Annotated in this window: 16 protein-coding genes and 2 pseudogenes; 8 read left to right on the top strand and 10 right to left on the bottom strand. The window is 65.0% G+C overall.

Going from position 1 to position 14,680, the window contains the following annotated elements:
* Positions 1-12 precede the first annotated feature (12 nt).
* From OK015_RS18425 to OK015_RS18415, 3 genes are read left to right on the top strand one after another with little or no spacing between them, the layout of a single operon-like run.
* On the top strand, positions 13-882 hold the full coding sequence (locus OK015_RS18425; RefSeq protein WP_268125187.1) for a dioxygenase family protein: 870 nt from the start codon (positions 13-15) through the stop codon (positions 880-882).
* 13 nt (positions 883-895) lie between these two features.
* Entirely contained in the window at positions 896-1,426 is a 531-nt protein-coding gene (locus OK015_RS18420) for a carboxymuconolactone decarboxylase family protein (protein ID WP_268125185.1), read from the top strand.
* 2 nt (positions 1,427-1,428) lie between these two features.
* The gene (locus OK015_RS18415; protein ID WP_268125183.1) at positions 1,429-1,980 is read left to right on the top strand and encodes a carboxymuconolactone decarboxylase family protein; all 552 of its coding nucleotides are present in this window, start codon (positions 1,429-1,431) and stop codon (positions 1,978-1,980) included.
* A 49-nt stretch (positions 1,981-2,029) separates the two neighbouring features.
* Here OK015_RS18415 and OK015_RS18410 read toward each other — a convergent pair.
* Positions 2,030-2,157: pseudogene (locus OK015_RS18410) on the bottom strand (acyl-CoA dehydrogenase); the annotation flags it as partial.
* A gap of 53 nt (positions 2,158-2,210) precedes the next feature.
* Positions 2,211-2,981, bottom strand: coding sequence for a cutinase family protein (locus OK015_RS18405; protein WP_326498488.1), 771 nt, complete (start codon positions 2,979-2,981; stop codon positions 2,211-2,213).
* A gap of 297 nt (positions 2,982-3,278) precedes the next feature.
* Here OK015_RS18405 and OK015_RS18400 point away from each other — a divergent pair, with 297 nt between their 5' ends.
* Positions 3,279-3,977, top strand: coding sequence for an Rv3717 family N-acetylmuramoyl-L-alanine amidase (locus tag OK015_RS18400; RefSeq protein ID WP_268132880.1), 699 nt, complete (start codon positions 3,279-3,281; stop codon positions 3,975-3,977).
* Here the strand turns inward: OK015_RS18400 and OK015_RS18395 are convergent.
* The 3 genes and pseudogenes from OK015_RS18395 to OK015_RS18385 all read right to left on the bottom strand — a co-directional run.
* Positions 3,974-4,750: pseudogene (locus tag OK015_RS18395) on the bottom strand (lysophospholipid acyltransferase family protein); the annotation flags it as partial. The gene OK015_RS18400 and the pseudogene OK015_RS18395 overlap by 4 nt on opposite strands.
* A gap of 186 nt (positions 4,751-4,936) precedes the next feature.
* On the bottom strand, positions 4,937-5,281 hold the full coding sequence (locus OK015_RS18390; protein ID WP_268125181.1) for a DUF202 domain-containing protein: 345 nt from the start codon (positions 5,279-5,281) through the stop codon (positions 4,937-4,939).
* Positions 5,278-5,589, bottom strand: a complete 312-nt coding sequence (locus OK015_RS18385; RefSeq protein ID WP_268132878.1) for a YidH family protein — start codon at positions 5,587-5,589, stop codon at positions 5,278-5,280. Before OK015_RS18385 ends, OK015_RS18390 begins: the two co-directional genes overlap by 4 nt.
* Positions 5,590-5,769: 180 nt before the next feature.
* Between OK015_RS18385 and OK015_RS18380 the strand changes: the two genes are divergently transcribed.
* Positions 5,770-6,492, top strand: coding sequence for a haloacid dehalogenase type II (locus OK015_RS18380; protein WP_268125179.1), 723 nt, complete (start codon positions 5,770-5,772; stop codon positions 6,490-6,492).
* A 133-nt stretch (positions 6,493-6,625) separates the two neighbouring features.
* Here the strand turns inward: OK015_RS18380 and OK015_RS18375 are convergent, their stop codons facing one another.
* The 3 genes from OK015_RS18375 to OK015_RS18365 all read right to left on the bottom strand — a co-directional run bounded on the left by OK015_RS18375 (position 6,626) and on the right by OK015_RS18365 (position 9,018).
* Complete coding sequence (locus OK015_RS18375; RefSeq protein ID WP_268125177.1) at positions 6,626-7,192, bottom strand: ester cyclase; 567 nt, start codon at positions 7,190-7,192, stop codon at positions 6,626-6,628.
* A 144-nt stretch (positions 7,193-7,336) separates the two neighbouring features.
* Positions 7,337-8,635, bottom strand: a complete 1,299-nt coding sequence (locus OK015_RS18370; RefSeq protein WP_268125175.1) for a cytochrome P450 — start codon at positions 8,633-8,635, stop codon at positions 7,337-7,339.
* Positions 8,636-8,670: 35 nt separating this feature from the next.
* Positions 8,671-9,018 carry an MmpS family transport accessory protein gene (locus OK015_RS18365; RefSeq protein WP_268125173.1) on the bottom strand — a complete coding sequence of 116 codons (348 nt, stop codon included), beginning with the start codon at positions 9,016-9,018 and terminating at the stop codon, positions 8,671-8,673.
* 214 nt (positions 9,019-9,232) lie between these two features.
* Here OK015_RS18365 and OK015_RS18360 point away from each other — a divergent pair, with 214 nt between their 5' ends.
* A complete protein-coding gene (locus tag OK015_RS18360) occupies positions 9,233-10,318 on the top strand; it encodes an NAD(P)H-dependent amine dehydrogenase family protein (RefSeq protein WP_268125171.1) in 1,086 nt (361 codons plus the stop codon).
* A 132-nt stretch (positions 10,319-10,450) separates the two neighbouring features.
* Positions 10,451-12,271: an Hsp70 family protein gene (locus tag OK015_RS18355; RefSeq protein ID WP_268125169.1), complete on the top strand. Its 1,821-nt coding sequence runs from the start codon at positions 10,451-10,453 to the stop codon at positions 12,269-12,271.
* A 6-nt stretch (positions 12,272-12,277) separates the two neighbouring features.
* Here OK015_RS18355 and OK015_RS18350 read toward each other — a convergent pair whose 3' ends face one another.
* Positions 12,278-12,661, bottom strand: a complete 384-nt coding sequence (locus OK015_RS18350; protein WP_268125167.1) for a hypothetical protein — start codon at positions 12,659-12,661, stop codon at positions 12,278-12,280.
* Positions 12,662-12,852: 191 nt separating this feature from the next.
* The gene (locus OK015_RS18345) at positions 12,853-13,812 is read right to left on the bottom strand and encodes an SDR family oxidoreductase (RefSeq protein ID WP_268125165.1); all 960 of its coding nucleotides are present in this window, start codon (positions 13,810-13,812) and stop codon (positions 12,853-12,855) included.
* Between the two features lie 58 nt (positions 13,813-13,870).
* Here OK015_RS18345 and OK015_RS18340 point away from each other — a divergent pair, with 58 nt between their 5' ends.
* Positions 13,871-14,611: an SHOCT domain-containing protein gene (locus OK015_RS18340; protein ID WP_268125163.1), complete on the top strand. Its 741-nt coding sequence runs from the start codon at positions 13,871-13,873 to the stop codon at positions 14,609-14,611.
* The last annotated feature ends 69 nt before the right edge of the window (positions 14,612-14,680 follow it).

Raw genomic sequence — 14,680 nt, 5'->3', positions numbered from 1 at the left:
AAAGGCAACGACATGTCAACCGATCTGACCGAAGCAACGATCACCGAGGCCGTCCAAAAGACCTTCGACACGTCCACCGATGAGCGCTTCAAGCAATTGATGGTGAGCTTGGTGCAGCACATGCACGACTTCGCCCGCGAGGTGCGGCTGACCGGCGACGAATGGTTCACCGCGATGGACTTCATCGAACGGCTCGGCAAGATCTCGAGCCCGACGCGTCAGGAAGTGGTGCTGGCCTCCGACCTCCTCGGCTTGTCCATGCTGCTCGACACGATGAACGAGAACCCCGGGGGCTCGGCCACCGACTCCGCCCTGCTCGGCCCGTTCTATGTCGAAGGCCCTCCGACGGCGAACAACGGGGACGACATCTCCAATGGCGTTGCGGGCACACCGATGTTCGTCACCGGCCGCGTCCTCGACGAACACGGCGAACCGATCGCCGGCGCCCACGTCGACACCTGGCACAGCGACGGCGAAGGATTCTACGACGTTCAGCAGACCGGGCAGCTGCACGACGAGTTCGCCATGCGCGCGCTCCTGACCACCGACGAGGACGGGCGGTTCTGGTACCGCTCCATCACACCTCGCTATTACCCGGTGCCCACCGACGGCCCCTGCGGGGAGATCATGCGCGCCGCGAATCGATCCATCATGCGGCCGCAACACGTGCACTTCTGGTTCCATGCCGACGGCTACCACTCACTGATCACCCAGCTGTTCCTGAAAGACGATCCCTACATCGATTGCGACGCCGTGTTCTCGGCGCAGGACTCTTTGAAGGCCGACTTCGTGCGCCACGAGCCGGGCGTCGCGCCGGACGGCACGACCGTCGACGAACCCTTCGTCACGCTGGACTGGACATTCACGCTCGCCGCCGAGTGAAAGGATCGCCACCATGACACGCATCGCCCTCGCCGACCTCGACCAGCAGCCCGAGCCAATACGCGAGTGGGCCGCCCGTCGCGGCAACCTGAATGTCTTTCGAATACTTGCCAACGCGCCCAACGTGTTCCCCGGCTGGTCCCGGATGGTCGACGAGTTGTTCGCCAGCCCGACCTTCAGCGCACGCATGCGGGAAGTGATCGTGTTGCGGGTCGCTCATCTGCAGGGCTCATCGTACGAGCTTGCCCAGCACGTGCCGATGGGCCGCGCCGCCGGGCTCACCGATGAACAGCTCGACGCGCTGGCCACCGGCGATCTCGACGGAGCCGGCTTCAGCGCGGACGAACACGCGGCCCTCGGCGTCGTCTTCGAGCTGTGCACCACCCACCACCTTGGCGACGACTCGTTCGCTGCCGCCCGGGCCGTCTTCGGTGACGCGCCGCTGACCGAATTGCTGATGATCGTCAGCTGCTATTACGGGCTGGCATTGGTGCTCAACGCGGTCGATCTGGACATCGACACCACAACGCGGTTCAAGGCCTGACGATGACTCGTATCCCGTATCGACGTCCCGAAGACATGACCGAGCAGGCCCGCGAATTGACCGAGGAGCGCGGCAATCTCAACGTCTACCGCACACTGGCCAACGCCGAGAACGTCTACACCGGCTGGATGCTGGCCGGCCGCGACGCCCTGACCAGTCCGGTGCTGTCGCGGCGGCTGCGCGAACTGGTTACCCTGCGCACCGCCTACCTGATGGACAGCGCCTACGAACTCGGTCAGCACCGCGACGTCGCCCGCACGGCCGGAGTCAGCGTCGACGAGATCACCGCCGTGACCACCGAGTCCGATTGGCAGACCATAGATTTCGACTTGACCGAAGTCGCCGTCCTGCGCCTGACGACCGAGCTGGTCACCACCCGCAACGTCGGGGCACCGCTCTTTGCTCAGGTGCGCGACGCGCTGGGGCCGGAGGCCACCGTCGAAGTACTGATGGTGATCGGTCGCTACGCCGGCCTGGCGCTGATGCTCAACGCGCTCGACGTCGACCTCGACGAAACCGCACGGCTGCCAACGATCCCCAACCCGACGCCGTAGATAATTCCGAGATCGGACGGCTCTGCCAGCGCCGGCCGCACCGAAGTAGTCACACCATCACGATCGGTGAGGCTTTGGCTCCAGTTACCAATGCCCCGGCCAACTCTCGGCTCACGTCGTAGTCAACACCACGTGGCCCGCGGCGAGGTCCACGTCGCGTTTGTCCCGCTGCAACGGGGGACCCTAGGCGAACGCTTCCTCGTGACCGCGCGTCGAACAGCGACCCGCGATCAGTTGCCGAAGCTGCCGCCGGTGGGCGCGTTCACCACTGTGGCCGGTCCGGCGGGGCCTGGGCCTCCATCGAGGTGGCTGGCGGCAAAGGAGGCGCCTTTGTCGATCCAGGCGCCGTCGTCGGCGTAGGTGTTGTGGGCGGCGAAGTTCATGCCGTCCGAGCAGACCGGGTCGTCGGTGGCGCAGACCTTGATGGTCTTGGCCACGTAGGTCGGTCCGATGACGACCGGGGGCTGGCCCAGGAAGTTCATTGCCCGCACGTTGGGCATGCCGAAGAGCACCACCGCGGCGACGTGGTCGGCGATCTCGGGTGCCAGTGGTTTGGGCACGGTCGCGGGATCCACGCCGTCGGGGACTGCGGCCGAGGTGACGAAGCCCATCACGGCCGCGCCCTGGGAGAAGCCGCCGAGCACCATCTTGGTTTTGGGGCAGCTGCCGGCCATCGATACGACATGGGCTCCGGCGTCCCTGATGCCGTCGAGGCCGGTGGACCACTCGTCGCTGGCGGGGTAGTTGACCGCGTAGACGTCGACGGACTTGCCACCCTCGCGCCCGCGCAGGTTGTCGATGAAGGCCTGTCCGGTCGGCCCGACCCCGGGAGCCTCACCGGTACCCCGGGCGAACACCACCTGGGCGTCGGGACACGGTTCGGCCGACGCCGACGGAGCAGGAGAGACAAGGAAAGTGGTGCCAAGGCCCAAGACTGCTGCGGCCGTAGGCCCAACGAAACGATTGATGTGACCGGCGTTCATGCCGAAATAAATTCCCATCAGAACCCATCCCAAACCTGTGAGTTTCCATACCAGTTCATCACCATTGCCATAGACCACAAAGTCGACACGCAGATCATTGATGGTGGTCTTATGTGGCCTGATTCCCCGGGGTCAATACCGAAGGACTGCGGGCCGGTCCCGATGTCGTGCCATACAAATCAATCGGCTTGATCCCGAGGATAGCAGGGGGATTGTTACCATCGCGCGGTGAGCGATCCGCCCGCGCCACTTTGGTTCGGCCGGCTGAAATCTGTTTCCAGACGCGAAGTCTTGAAACTCGCCGGTATCGTGCCGATGGTTCTCGGTCTGACAACGTTTGATGTCCCACGTGCGGTGGCCGGCCTCGCCGGGACATCCGTGTTCCTCGACGCGGGCCACAATGCGGTGAATGATGCCTCGATAAATCGGCAAGTTCCGAATGGCCGGGGTGGCACCAAACCGTGCCAAACATCGGGAACCGCCACTAATGACGGCTATCCGGAACATGCCTTCAATTGGGCGGTCGTCGGCCTCGTCAACGATTCGCTGCGACAAATGGGCGTGAACACCGCGCTGTCTCGCGCCGACGACAACTCAGTCGGACCCTGCATCGACGAGCGCGCCGCACAGGCCAATGCGGCGCACCCCGACGCGATCGTCAGCATTCACGCCGACGGTGGGCCGCCGTCCGGCAGCGGATTCCACGTCAACTATTCCAGCCCGCCGCTCAACGACGTCCAGGCCGGCCCAGCCGTTCAACTGGCCCGCACCATGCGCGATGCCTTGGTCCAGGCGGGATTTCACCCGTCCACCTACCTCGGGACGGACGGCCTCTACGGACGCGACGACCTCGCCGGCCTGAATCTGGCGCAGTACCCGGCGGTGCTCGTCGAACTCGGCAACATGAAGAACGCGGACGAAGCCGCGCGGATGGAAAGCCCGGACGGCCGGGCGAAGTATGCCTCGGCCGTCACGCAGGGGATCGTCGCGTTTTTAAACGCCAAATCCGGCTAGCCGACCGTGGAATTGTGTTCTGGAACAGCCTCTTTCGCCTGATCCGCGGCGGCAGGAGGCCAATTGGCGAGCGCGTCCAGATAGAGCTGACGCACCTCGGCAATGCGATCCGGCAACGTCTCCAGTGTCCAGTCGTCGACCGGGATCGGCGGCAGCACGGCGACGTCGACCGTGCCCGGCGTGATCTTGAGCGACGAGTCGCGGGAGGCGATGATCTCCGCGTTGCGGATCACGATCGGCACGATCGGAATGCCCGCGGCCATCGCGATCCGGAATGCCCCTTTCTTGAACGGGCCGACCCCGTCGGTGTCTCGCGAAGTGCCTTCCGGGGCGATCAGGATGGACAGGCCGTCCTTCGCGCGTTCTTCGACTTGGCGCAGGGTTTCCACCGCCGCGACCGGGTCGTCTCGGTCGAGGAACACGCCGTCATTGAATCTGAGCAGCGTGCCGATGATCGGGTCGCTCGCCAGTTCCTTCTTGGCGATCTTGATCCAGTCGTCCCGCAGCAATGCGGCCGCTATGAAGGGATCGACCCCGTTGCGGTGGTTGTAGAGGAACACCGCCGGGCGTTGCGCCGTCAAGTTCTCGGCGCCGATGACGTCGAATCGGATGCCGTTGGCCGCCAGCAGCAACTTGGGCCAGGTGGATCTGAAGAAGTTCAGCCCGCGGCGACGGCTGCGGGTCAGCAGGCCAACCCCCAGCGCACCCACTCCCACCGGGAGGGCCAAACCGAAGCCCGCGACAAGGTTTCCGCCCCTGCGAATACGAACGCCGAGCGGCGTCTCCGGCAAACCCGAAACGGTCACTCAAACCTCCCGAGGCATCGCGATGGGTCCTTACAAGCGGCACGCCGATTGTAAGGACCCATTCCGCGAGGCGCATCCGCAGCAATGCGGCGACAAACTCTGCCAAGCAGCAGGTTGGCATATCAACGCAAAACGCAAAGGGCGGCAACCCGCCTACGTCAGCTGCGCGGCCGTGGCCATGACGATGAGCAATAACGTGGCCATCCCGACGAGGTACACGGGGCGACGTGGACTGATTTGCGCCGGCAGTGGCCGCTGCTGCAGTGATGCTTGCCGCCTGAATGCGATGACACAGGTACACAACGCCGCAGCGAGAGCCAGGCCCGCCGGAATCAGCGGCGCCAAGCCCCGTGCGCCGTGCATTTCCTTGATGGCCAGCAACACGCCGTTGCCCAGGAACGCGAATGACGTCCGGCTCCAGGCCAGCGTCGTGCGTTCGGCCGTCAACGAGTTCGCCGACCTGGTCCTGGACGTATTGCGGGCCCCTGCTTGGGTCAACCCGAGACCGCCTTGAGGATGACCAACCCGAGCGCGATGAGCCCGACCAGGCTGAGTCCGACCGCAAGATAGGCCGGCGAGGGGTGACGGGGCAGCGGCTCGCCGCGTCGCATGGCGTGATCGGCCTGTTGCCAGCGCAGCAGCCCCATCCCGCTGGTGAGGATCGCCAGCACCACGAGACCGAGACCGATCAGCCGCCGGGCGCCGGGAATCGTCAACTCGGGAACCAGCTGGACCAGGGCGACTGCCGCCGCGAGCAGCCCCAGCGCAGTGCGCTGCCAGGACAGGAAGGTCCGCTCGTTGGCCATCGTGAACCGGTAGTCGGGTTCGCACTCTTCGGTGCTGTCGGCATGACGCTCGTTGGTCGGTGCGATGGTGTTGTCGCGCACTGCGTACCTCACAAGACATATAGAAAAAAGTATTTAGATACATCTGATTTTAACTCACGAGTGGCACCGGCATGCCGTGGCCCAGAACCTGACGGCATCATGAAGCTTGTGGTTAAGGCGTTGTTGTTCGACGTGCAAGGCACCGCGACGGATTTCTTTTCGACCGTCTGCGGCGAGGCGCAGCGGGTCAGCGCCGGCCGTCACCCGGACGCCGCTTGGCCCGACCTGGTCCGGCGTTGGCGCGCTGGCTACTTCGATGCGCTCGAGGCCGCCCGCAGTCGACATGACGGATGGGTGCCGGTGCATTCGGTGTATCGCGACGCGCTGGAGACGGTGCTGGACGAGTCCGGCATCACCGACTTTTCGGAGGACGAGCGCGAAGAACTCACGCTGGCCTGGCAGCGCCTCGAGCCGTGGCCGGATGTGGCGCCCGGGCTGTCCTGGCTGAAATGCGATTTCGTGCTGGCCACGCTGTCGAACGCCGACGTGTCCGCGGTCATCAACATCTCCAAGCGAGCGCGGTTGCCCTGGGACGCGATCTTCGCCGCGGAGATGGCCGGGGTGTTCAAGCCCGATCCCGCGATCTATCGCATGGCGGCGACCTACCTCGGCCTGGATCCGGCCGACATCATGATGGTGGCGAGCCACAAGTACGACATTCGCGCGGCGGGTGAACTCGGCTTTCAAACGGCGTTCGTCGCCCGCCCGCTGGAGTTCGGGCCCGACGGAGATCCCGATGTCGAGTATTCCGACGAGTTCGACATCAACGCGTCGGACTTCCTCGACCTCGCCGATCAGCTGGGCGCCCGGTGGCCGTCTTAAAGCGTCAGCGATGCACGGAACCGGTCAGCGGTTGACCGTTGGCGGCCAAATGCGTTGTGGCGCAACCGGGAACGGTGACACCGCGACGGCGGTCAGGCCCGGATAACGGCTTCGCGTCCGCACGGGCCGCCTCCTAGATCGCTTCGGTGAAGGCCGGCGGAACGGTGTTGGTGAGGGCCGGGTCCGGCTGCTCCGACGACATCGACAGCAGACCGCGCACAGCGCGGGCGGCCAGCAGCCAGTTCGACGGCTTCTTCATGTCCAGCCCGCCGAGAAGCTGCTTGATCATGGTCAGCGTGTCGAAGTAAATGCGTTCGCAGACAAGCGTTTCGGTGTCGTCGAAGACAAAGTAGGCGTTCATACGGACCCGGAACCGGCTGCCGGTCGGTGGAACCTTGCCGAGGAAGCCCCGATGGGTGCCCATCAACCAGAACTCGACGATCACCGCGTCGGCGCTGTGCCGCAGCGCGATGATCTCGTGGTCCTGATCGGGAAATGCGGTGCGCGTGTAGTTGTAGTAGCCGCGCACCTCTTGGTTTCCGTCGTGGATGACCATCTGCGGGATCAGCTCGTAGTGGGGGTGCGGGAACGTCGCCAGCACATCGTCCCAATTCTGGCGGACTTCGTCGTGGAAGTGGTCGAGCACGAGTTTCTGGCGTGCGGCCAACACCTCGGGAGCGGGAAACGCGGGGGCTGTCATTGCGCCAGACTAAGCCGGGCCGTGGCCTTCGTGGAATCGGATAGCGCATGCGCTATCGAGTGTGAAAGTGCGGTATGCCTTCCAAAACAGGCCGGCGAAGATACAGGTCTTCGCCGAACTTGATAGCGGATGCGCTATCAGCGGTCAACCCCGCGGGGCAGTCCAGACCACCGGCAACGTCTTGATGCCGTGAATGAATTGCGAAAGTAACCGCGAAGGTTTGGCGGTCACCGTGATATCCGGGATCTCGCGGCGCAATTCGTCGAAGACGACTCGGATCTCGCGACGAGCCAGGTTGGCGCCCAGACAGAAATGCGCGCCCCCGCCGCCGAAGCCCAGATGCGGGTTGGGGTTGCGCGCGACGTCGAAAGCCCACGGATTGTCGAACCGTGATTCATCGCGGTTGGCCGAGTTGTAGAACAGCGCAACCTTGTCGCCGGCCGCCATGTTGACGCCGCTCAGCTCGAAATCCCGAGTCAGGGTGCGGCGCATGTAGATCACCGGCGAAGCCCACCGCACGATCTCTTCGACCGCGGTGGGTGTCAGCTCGTCGAAGTTGGACCACCACTTTTCCCGTTGCTCGGGAAAGCGGGACAAGGCCAGCACGCCGTGGCTGATCGCATTGCGCGTGGTTTCGTTGCCGGCCACCACCAGCAGGATGAAGAACGACGCGATCTCCTGCGAGCTAAGCCGATCGCCGTCGACCTCTGCTTCCACCAGGCTCGTGGTCAGATCGTCGTGGTGGTTGGACCGACGGTCTTCGGCGAGCGCGGTGGCGTAGGCGCCGATGTCCATCGAAACCTGCATGAACTCTTCGAAATCCAGCGTCAGATCGGGGTCGCCGAACCCGAGAATCACGTTGGTCCAGTGGAAGACTCGCTGATGGTCCTCCTCCGGAATGCCCATCATGTCGCAGATCACCTGCAGCGGCAGCGGCCCGGCGAGCTCGGTGACGAGGTCGGCTTCGCCGTCGGGATGGTTGGCGGTCAACGAGGTGACCAGCCGATGGGCCCGCTCACGCACCGAAGCCTCAATGCGGGCAACCACTTTCGGGGTGAAGGCCCTGCTGACTATCGAGCGCAGCCGCTGGTGTCGCGGGTCGTCGAGCACGATCATCGAGCCGAAGTACTCGGCCAACTCCGGTGTCTGGTCGTTGACCGTGATGCCGCCGGCGGAGCTGAAGATGTCGGGATGGCGGCTGGCGAAGTGGATGTCGTCGAGCTTGGTCAGCGCCCAGTAGCCGTTGCCGGTCTCAAAGCCCTCGAACTCGATCGGGGGCCAGAACGAGATCGGCGCATCGCGGCGCAACGTGGCGAAAACGGCGTCTCGCACGTCGTCGTTGCGCACCCAGAAATCGAGCGACTCGAGATGGATGTCGGCAAGCGGGATCTCGGGCGGTGGTGTCCCATTCGGTCGGGTCTCGATACCTGTCTCGAGGCTCACGTAGTCCTCCTTCGCCGTTGAAGAAACAGACCGCTCTAGTGCGCACAAACCGTTCTGGCGGGCACGCCCGTCGTTGCCGTCGCGGCGCTGACCACGTTGCCGTCGACAACAATCTTGCAGGAGATGGGGCCCGGTCCCTGGGCGCTGATCGTGAAGACTTGCCCGCCAAACGCGGTGAACTCCGTCGACCAGGGCAGCGGCGCATTCACCTGGTGCAGCTGCCCGGTGTCGGTCTGGTAGTAGATGAACTGGGCCACCGCGGGCCCATTGACCTCGTATCGGACCTGGGGCATCTGGGGTATGGCGTGCGCGACGCCGCAGACGTTGGCGAACCCGAACCCGACAGCCAGCAGCATCGATGGTGCGGCGAGGTGCTTTCTCATGAATTGCATCGTGTCACCACGAGCGGTGGTAGGGAAGCGATTCGTAGCTAGACGTTCGGCGCAGCTGGTTGCCACACCGGCTGCGAAGAACGTCGGCCGCGGACTCGCCCCTGTTGCTGCGAGGCGCGGAAAACCTGGAAGCGGCGGCGGACGAGTAAGGGCTTAATGTGAAGTCCGAAGCGGGGGCTGGTGACCGGAAGGGTGGCGTTACGGCATGGCGGGACACAGCTCTAAGCGTGTAGTGGTGTTTGGCACTGGGTTCGTGGGCAGGATGGTGATCCCCGAGATCGTCAAGCACCCGCTGTTCGAGTTGGTGGGTGTCGGCGTCAGCAATCCGAACAAGGTAGGCCGCGACGTCGGCGAGATCTGCGAATTGCCGGAGAAGGTGGGCGTCGTCGCCACCGACGACATTGACGCGCTTATCGCTCTGAAGCCCGACGCGCTGGTGCACTACGGCCCGACGGCGATGCACGCCAAAGAGAACATCTCGCTGATCACCCGCTTCCTGCGGGCCGGTATCGACGTGTGTTCGACGGCGATGACGCCGTGGGTGTGGCCGACGATGCACCTGAACCCGCCGAACTGGATCGAGCCGATCACTGAAGCCTGCGAGCTGGGTCAGTCGTCCTGCTTCACCACCGGCATCGACCCCGGGTTCGCCAACGATCTGTTCCCGATGACGCTGATGGGCCTGACCTCGGAAGTGCGTCGCGTGCGCGCCTCGGAACTGCTCGACTACACCAACTACGAGGGCGACTACGAATTCGAGATGGGCATCGGCCGCGAGCCCGAGTTCAAACCGATGCTGGAAGACCGCGACATGCTGATCTTCGCGTGGGGCGCCACCGTCCCGATGATCGCGCACGCCGCGGGCATCATGCTCGACGAAATGACCACTACCTGGGACAAATGGGTGACCCCGACCGAGCGCAACTCCGCCCGGGGCGTCATCAAACCCGGACACGTCGCCGCGGTGCGGTTCACCATCAACGGCCTCTACAAAGGCGAGACGCGGATTCAGCTCGAGCACGTCAACCGGATCGGACTCGACGCCGCTCCCGACTGGCCGACCGGCCACGACAACGACGTCTATCGGGTGGACATCGAGGGGACGCCGAGCATCTTCCAGGAGACCGCGTTCCGGTTCACCGACGGCTCCGGCCGGGATGCGGCCGCGGCCGGGTGCCTGGCGACTGGGCTGCGGGCGCTGAATGCCGTGCCGGCGGTCAACGAGCTGCGGCCGGGCTGGGTGACCCCGCTGGATCTTCCGCTGATCGCCGGAGCCGGCAATATCCGTTGACCAGCGCATATACTGAGGCCGATTCGTTATACAGCTAGCGCATAGCCAGCGCAGAGACTGGCTATAGGTATAACCGACAAAATCGGGGCTAGGCGGATGCGGGGGCATTCCGCTCGATAACGGGGATGGACGATGTCAGACGGAGCTACACCCGCGCTGGGGCTCTCGATTGGCGCCACCAACTTCGCCGCGGTCACTGCCGACCATGGCATTACACGTAAGCCGGTCCTGACGCTCTTTCGCGAGCGCCTGCCCGAGATCGGCGTACCGGCCGAGAACCCCCGGCTGGACCAGCCGGGCTTGGTGATCACCGACTTCGTGGATCGCATCGGCGACCCGATTGGCATCGTGGCGGCCGACGGCTCCGTGCACCGCGGCGAGGTCCTGGCCGCCGACGGGCTGCGGGCGTTGGCCTATGCCGCCACCAACGGGGCCGGCCTGCCGCAGAACGTCGCGGTCACCCACCCCGCGCACTGGGGACCGAACGCGGTCGAGGCGCTGGGTTCCGCGCTGAGCCGGGTGCCCGAATGGTCGAATCGCGAGCGGCCGCTGACGCTGATCCCGGACGCCGCCGCGACGCTGTTCGCGGTGCGCGCCAACCCGGGCATCCCGGCGCGCGGGACCGTGGCGGTGTGCGACTTCGGTGGCAGCGGCACCAGCATCACGCTGATGGACGCCGCGGGTGACTACCAACCCCTCGCGCCGACGGTGCGACACCAGGACTTCTCCGGCGACCTGATCGATCAGGCGCTGTTGACGACCGTCCTGTCCAACCTGCCCAGCGCCGATTCCTTCGACCCGTCCGGCACCTCGGCGATCGGCCCGCTGAGCCGGCTGCGGACCGGATGCCGACACGCCAAGGAGCAGCTGTCGTCGAGCACGGTGGCGACGCTGTCCGAAGGGCTGCCGGGGATACCCGGCGAAATCCGGCTCACCCGGAACGAACTTGACGACGCCATCCGCACGTCGCTGACCAACTTCGTCGCGGTCCTGGATGAAGCCTTGGCGCGCAACGGGATTCGCGATCTGGTCGCGGTCGTGTCGGTCGGCGGCGGCGCCAACATCCCTGCGGTCACCACGATGCTCTCCGGGCATCTGCGAGTTCCGGTCGTGACGACGTCGCGTCCGCATCTGGCACCGGCGATCGGTGGGGCGCTGCGCGCGACGCGTCGACCGGGGGAGACCAGCGCAACCATGCTGACCCCGGCCGCGTCCCGGGCGACGGCAGCGGCGGTGGCAGCGCCGGTGGCGGTCGAGGAGCGCAAGTCCGTGCTCACCCAGGCGCCGCCCTCGGAACCGGTATCTAGGATGATGCCCGCGCTGGCGTGGTCAGAGGCGGGCGAGGATTCGCGGGTCATGCCTGTCGCCGCGGGGCACGGCCCCAATCACGGTGGTGGGACGGGTTATACGTCGGCGCGCCCGGCCTTGAGTTTCGAACAGTCCGTCCAGCCGCGGCGGGAGAAGAAGGACCCGATCATCCCGTGGTATCGGGTTCCGGCCATGGTCATCATCAGTACGGCGGTGGCGGTGCTGCTGGTCGGTATCGCCTTGGCGATCGCCCTGTCCGACGATCAACCCGGCCCCAGTCCGGGCGTGAGCACCAGTCCGGCGTCCGCACCGCCGGCCAACGGCCAAGCGCCGCAACCCGCGCCGCCGACCCAGGCGCCGATCACAGGTCAGGCCGCGGCTCCGCCGCCAGCCGCTCCCGCTGACACTCCGGCTCCGGCGGCAGTAGATCCGCCCCTGCCCGCGGCAGTGGATCCACCTCCACCCGCGGCGATGGATACGCCGATCCCGGCGGCACCTCCGCCACCGCCGGCCGTTGAGGCTCCCGCTCCGCCGCCGGCGCCCCAGATACCGGCACCCGCACCCCGGGTTCCGCCGATCCCGGCGATTCCGCCCATCCCGCACATACCGGGAATTAGCTTGCCAATTCCCGGATTCGGTGGTTAGTAAGAATTATTTGGGGCCGGGGCGCTTTTCGCCCTTGTTTTCCTCGCCGGCTAGTTTCCTTAGTTCTTCGTTCAGGGCCTTGTCTTTCTCGACTTGGTCCTGCCAGTCTTTGTCGCCTGAACGATCGTCGCCCGATTCATCGCTGTACTTCGGGCTGCCGTCCTCGTCGACCCAATCGTTGACCGCCGTACCGGAGATTGCTCCGCCGGAACCCGGCAGCACCAGCGTGGGCCGGTCCTCGTAGGCCACCATCATCTCCGCGGCTTTTTGTTTTTGATCGTCGCCTGGTTCTGGCTTCTCCGTCAGCTGCTGCTCGTGCTCGTCCGGCTGGTCGCTGTCCTCCGGCTGTTCGCTTTCTTGACCTGCCGTTTTGTCGTCCTGCACGCTCATCCGTTGTTCCCCCTTTGAGTTGCATTTCGACCGCAACCTCTGTCGGTTACCCGCTGCCGCGCTGTGTCGAAACTCTCGTTGCCGCAATGATTTTTGCCTGACCAGCGGTCACGAGTCGGGCAGGGCGGCATACCCGCTCGATAGCACTTGACAAATGCCCGAATTGGCTTTGACGAAAAGCCGTGTGTCAGTTACCAGTTGATTGTCGGATAGCTGACGCGGGTCAGCTCCTCGGAAACCTCCCACAGCCGCCGGCAGTCATCTTCGTTGCGAGCACGCTCGGGCGTTTTGGCCACTTTCACTCCACCGCCGGCAAGCTCCATGAATCCTCGGGGTCCGTAGAACTCGCCGCCTTCGGCCTGCGGCGAGGCCGCCGCATACAGAGCCGGCAGGATCCCCTCGTCGATCTCCTGCCAAAGGAACGGCGTGAAACGCCACGACGCCTTGTACAGCCGCTCCATCAGCGCCGGCTTTTCGCGCCCGTGCGAAGGTCCGCTGACCTGCAGGTTGGTCTTGGTCAGGCCGGGGTGTGCGGCATTGGAGACGATGCCCCAGCCGCCGGCGCGGCTGCGCTTGTCCAGCTCGCGGGCGAACATCAGCACCGCGATCTTCGACTGGCCGTAGGCCGACATCGGCGCGTAGGACTTCTCGAACTGCAGGTCGTCGAAATGGATCTTGCCACTTTGGCTGGCCGCCAGACTGCTCAGCGAGACGACCCGGGCACGCTGCGCGGCGCGCAACAGTGGCAGCAGATGCCCGGTCAGCGCGAAGTGCCCGAGATGGTTGCTGCCGAACTGCAATTCGAAACCGTCGGCGGTGGTGTCGCGTTTCGGGGGCGTCATCACCCCGGCGTTGTTGATCAGGATGTCGATCGGCCGGCCTTCGGCGTTGAGTTGCTCGCCCAGCACAGCGACCGAGGCCAACGAGGACAGGTCGAGCGATTTGATCGTCAGCTTCGCGTCGGGCACGCTGCTGCGGATCTTTTCGATCGCCGCCTCACCCTTGACCCGATTGCGGATCGCCATGACGACATCGGCGCCGGCCGCGGAGAGCCGCCTGGCCAGCCCGAAACCCAGACCACTGTTGGCGCCGGTGACGACGACCAGCTTCCCGGACAGATCCGGCACGGTCGCGACGAGATCGTTGGACATGGCTAATAGTGTGCTCCTTAGCTGGCCACGGGTCACTAGCAGTGACACACTCCGGAAGATGTGGAGCAGACTGCCCGCCAGGATTTCCTTTATCTCGGCCGTCGTCGTGACGATCATGTCGGTGGCCGGCTTCATCGTCGCCGTGGTGCTCAACATATTTTTTCTGGACGAGTACAACGCGTACGGCGAGGTTCCCATCCCTGGCTCGGGCAGTCTGCATCTGCCCCAAGGCGAAGTCACCGTCAGCCTGCATACGGTAGTGATCGGCAGTCCCAACGGCGGCTTGCCGGTGCCGCCGCTCGGCGTCACGATCACTCCGCCCGACGGCGTCGCACAACCTGCGTTGACCGAAAACATCGGCAGCACAACGACAGTCAACAATGACGCACACCTTCGGGTGTGGGTGGCGCAGATACCCGCCGACGGCACCTACAACATCATGACGGACGGCCAAGTCAACGGGTTCATCCAGCCTCGACTTGCCTTCGGCCACTCGAGCTCCTACGGATTTCTGATCTGGCTGTTCGTCGGCACATTCGTTGTGGGGCTGACGGCTTCGATCATCGCGGGGCGGTGGTTGCGCAGCACTAGACACAAGGCAGCGGCGGCCGTCGTGCAGGGGGCATCGCCGATCGTTTCAGTGGGGACGCCTCAGCAGTCGCCCACCACGGCCTACGAACCGAGTGACGAGGGCGTCCGTGTCGAGCGGCTCAAAACCCTGGCGGCACTGCGGGATTCCGGAGCGTTGACCGAGGACGAGTTTCAGACCGAGAAGCGGCGGATCCTCGAAGAGGACTGAGGCATGTGGCTTTTGCGGGCGCTGGGGGCCGCGAGCGTAACGGTACTGCGAGTTTGCGGGGGTGGATTT

The organism is Mycobacterium sp. Aquia_216 (assembly GCF_026723865.1).
Classification (GTDB): domain Bacteria; phylum Actinomycetota; class Actinomycetes; order Mycobacteriales; family Mycobacteriaceae; genus Mycobacterium.
Note: the sequence above shows the minus strand (reverse complement) of the source record. Positions and strands in the feature narration are given on the sequence as shown.

Excerpts from the sequence above, each read along its gene's own strand:
- OK015_RS18375 (WP_268125177.1), bottom strand. The coding sequence starts at position 7,192 with ATGACAGCCCCCGCGTTTCCCGCTCCCGAGGTGTTGGCCGCACGCCAG.
- OK015_RS18385 (WP_268132878.1), bottom strand. The coding sequence starts at position 5,589 with ATGGCCAACGAGCGGACCTTCCTGTCCTGGCAGCGCACTGCGCTGGGG.
- OK015_RS18350 (WP_268125167.1), bottom strand. The coding sequence starts at position 12,661 with ATGAGCGTGCAGGACGACAAAACGGCAGGTCAAGAAAGCGAACAGCCG.
- OK015_RS18415 (WP_268125183.1), top strand. The coding sequence starts at position 1,429 with ATGACTCGTATCCCGTATCGACGTCCCGAAGACATGACCGAGCAGGCC.
- OK015_RS18355 (WP_268125169.1), top strand. The coding sequence starts at position 10,451 with ATGTCAGACGGAGCTACACCCGCGCTGGGGCTCTCGATTGGCGCCACC.
- OK015_RS18365 (WP_268125173.1), bottom strand. The coding sequence starts at position 9,018 with ATGAGAAAGCACCTCGCCGCACCATCGATGCTGCTGGCTGTCGGGTTC.
- OK015_RS18400 (WP_268132880.1), top strand. The coding sequence starts at position 3,279 with ATGGTTCTCGGTCTGACAACGTTTGATGTCCCACGTGCGGTGGCCGGC.
- OK015_RS18360 (WP_268125171.1), top strand. The coding sequence starts at position 9,233 with ATGGCGGGACACAGCTCTAAGCGTGTAGTGGTGTTTGGCACTGGGTTC.
- OK015_RS18340 (WP_268125163.1), top strand. The coding sequence starts at position 13,871 with ATGTGGAGCAGACTGCCCGCCAGGATTTCCTTTATCTCGGCCGTCGTC.
- OK015_RS18425 (WP_268125187.1), top strand. The coding sequence starts at position 13 with ATGTCAACCGATCTGACCGAAGCAACGATCACCGAGGCCGTCCAAAAG.
- OK015_RS18405 (WP_326498488.1), bottom strand. The coding sequence starts at position 2,981 with ATGGGAATTTATTTCGGCATGAACGCCGGTCACATCAATCGTTTCGTT.
- OK015_RS18420 (WP_268125185.1), top strand. The coding sequence starts at position 896 with ATGACACGCATCGCCCTCGCCGACCTCGACCAGCAGCCCGAGCCAATA.
- OK015_RS18380 (WP_268125179.1), top strand. The coding sequence starts at position 5,770 with ATGAAGCTTGTGGTTAAGGCGTTGTTGTTCGACGTGCAAGGCACCGCG.
- OK015_RS18345 (WP_268125165.1), bottom strand. The coding sequence starts at position 13,812 with ATGTCCAACGATCTCGTCGCGACCGTGCCGGATCTGTCCGGGAAGCTG.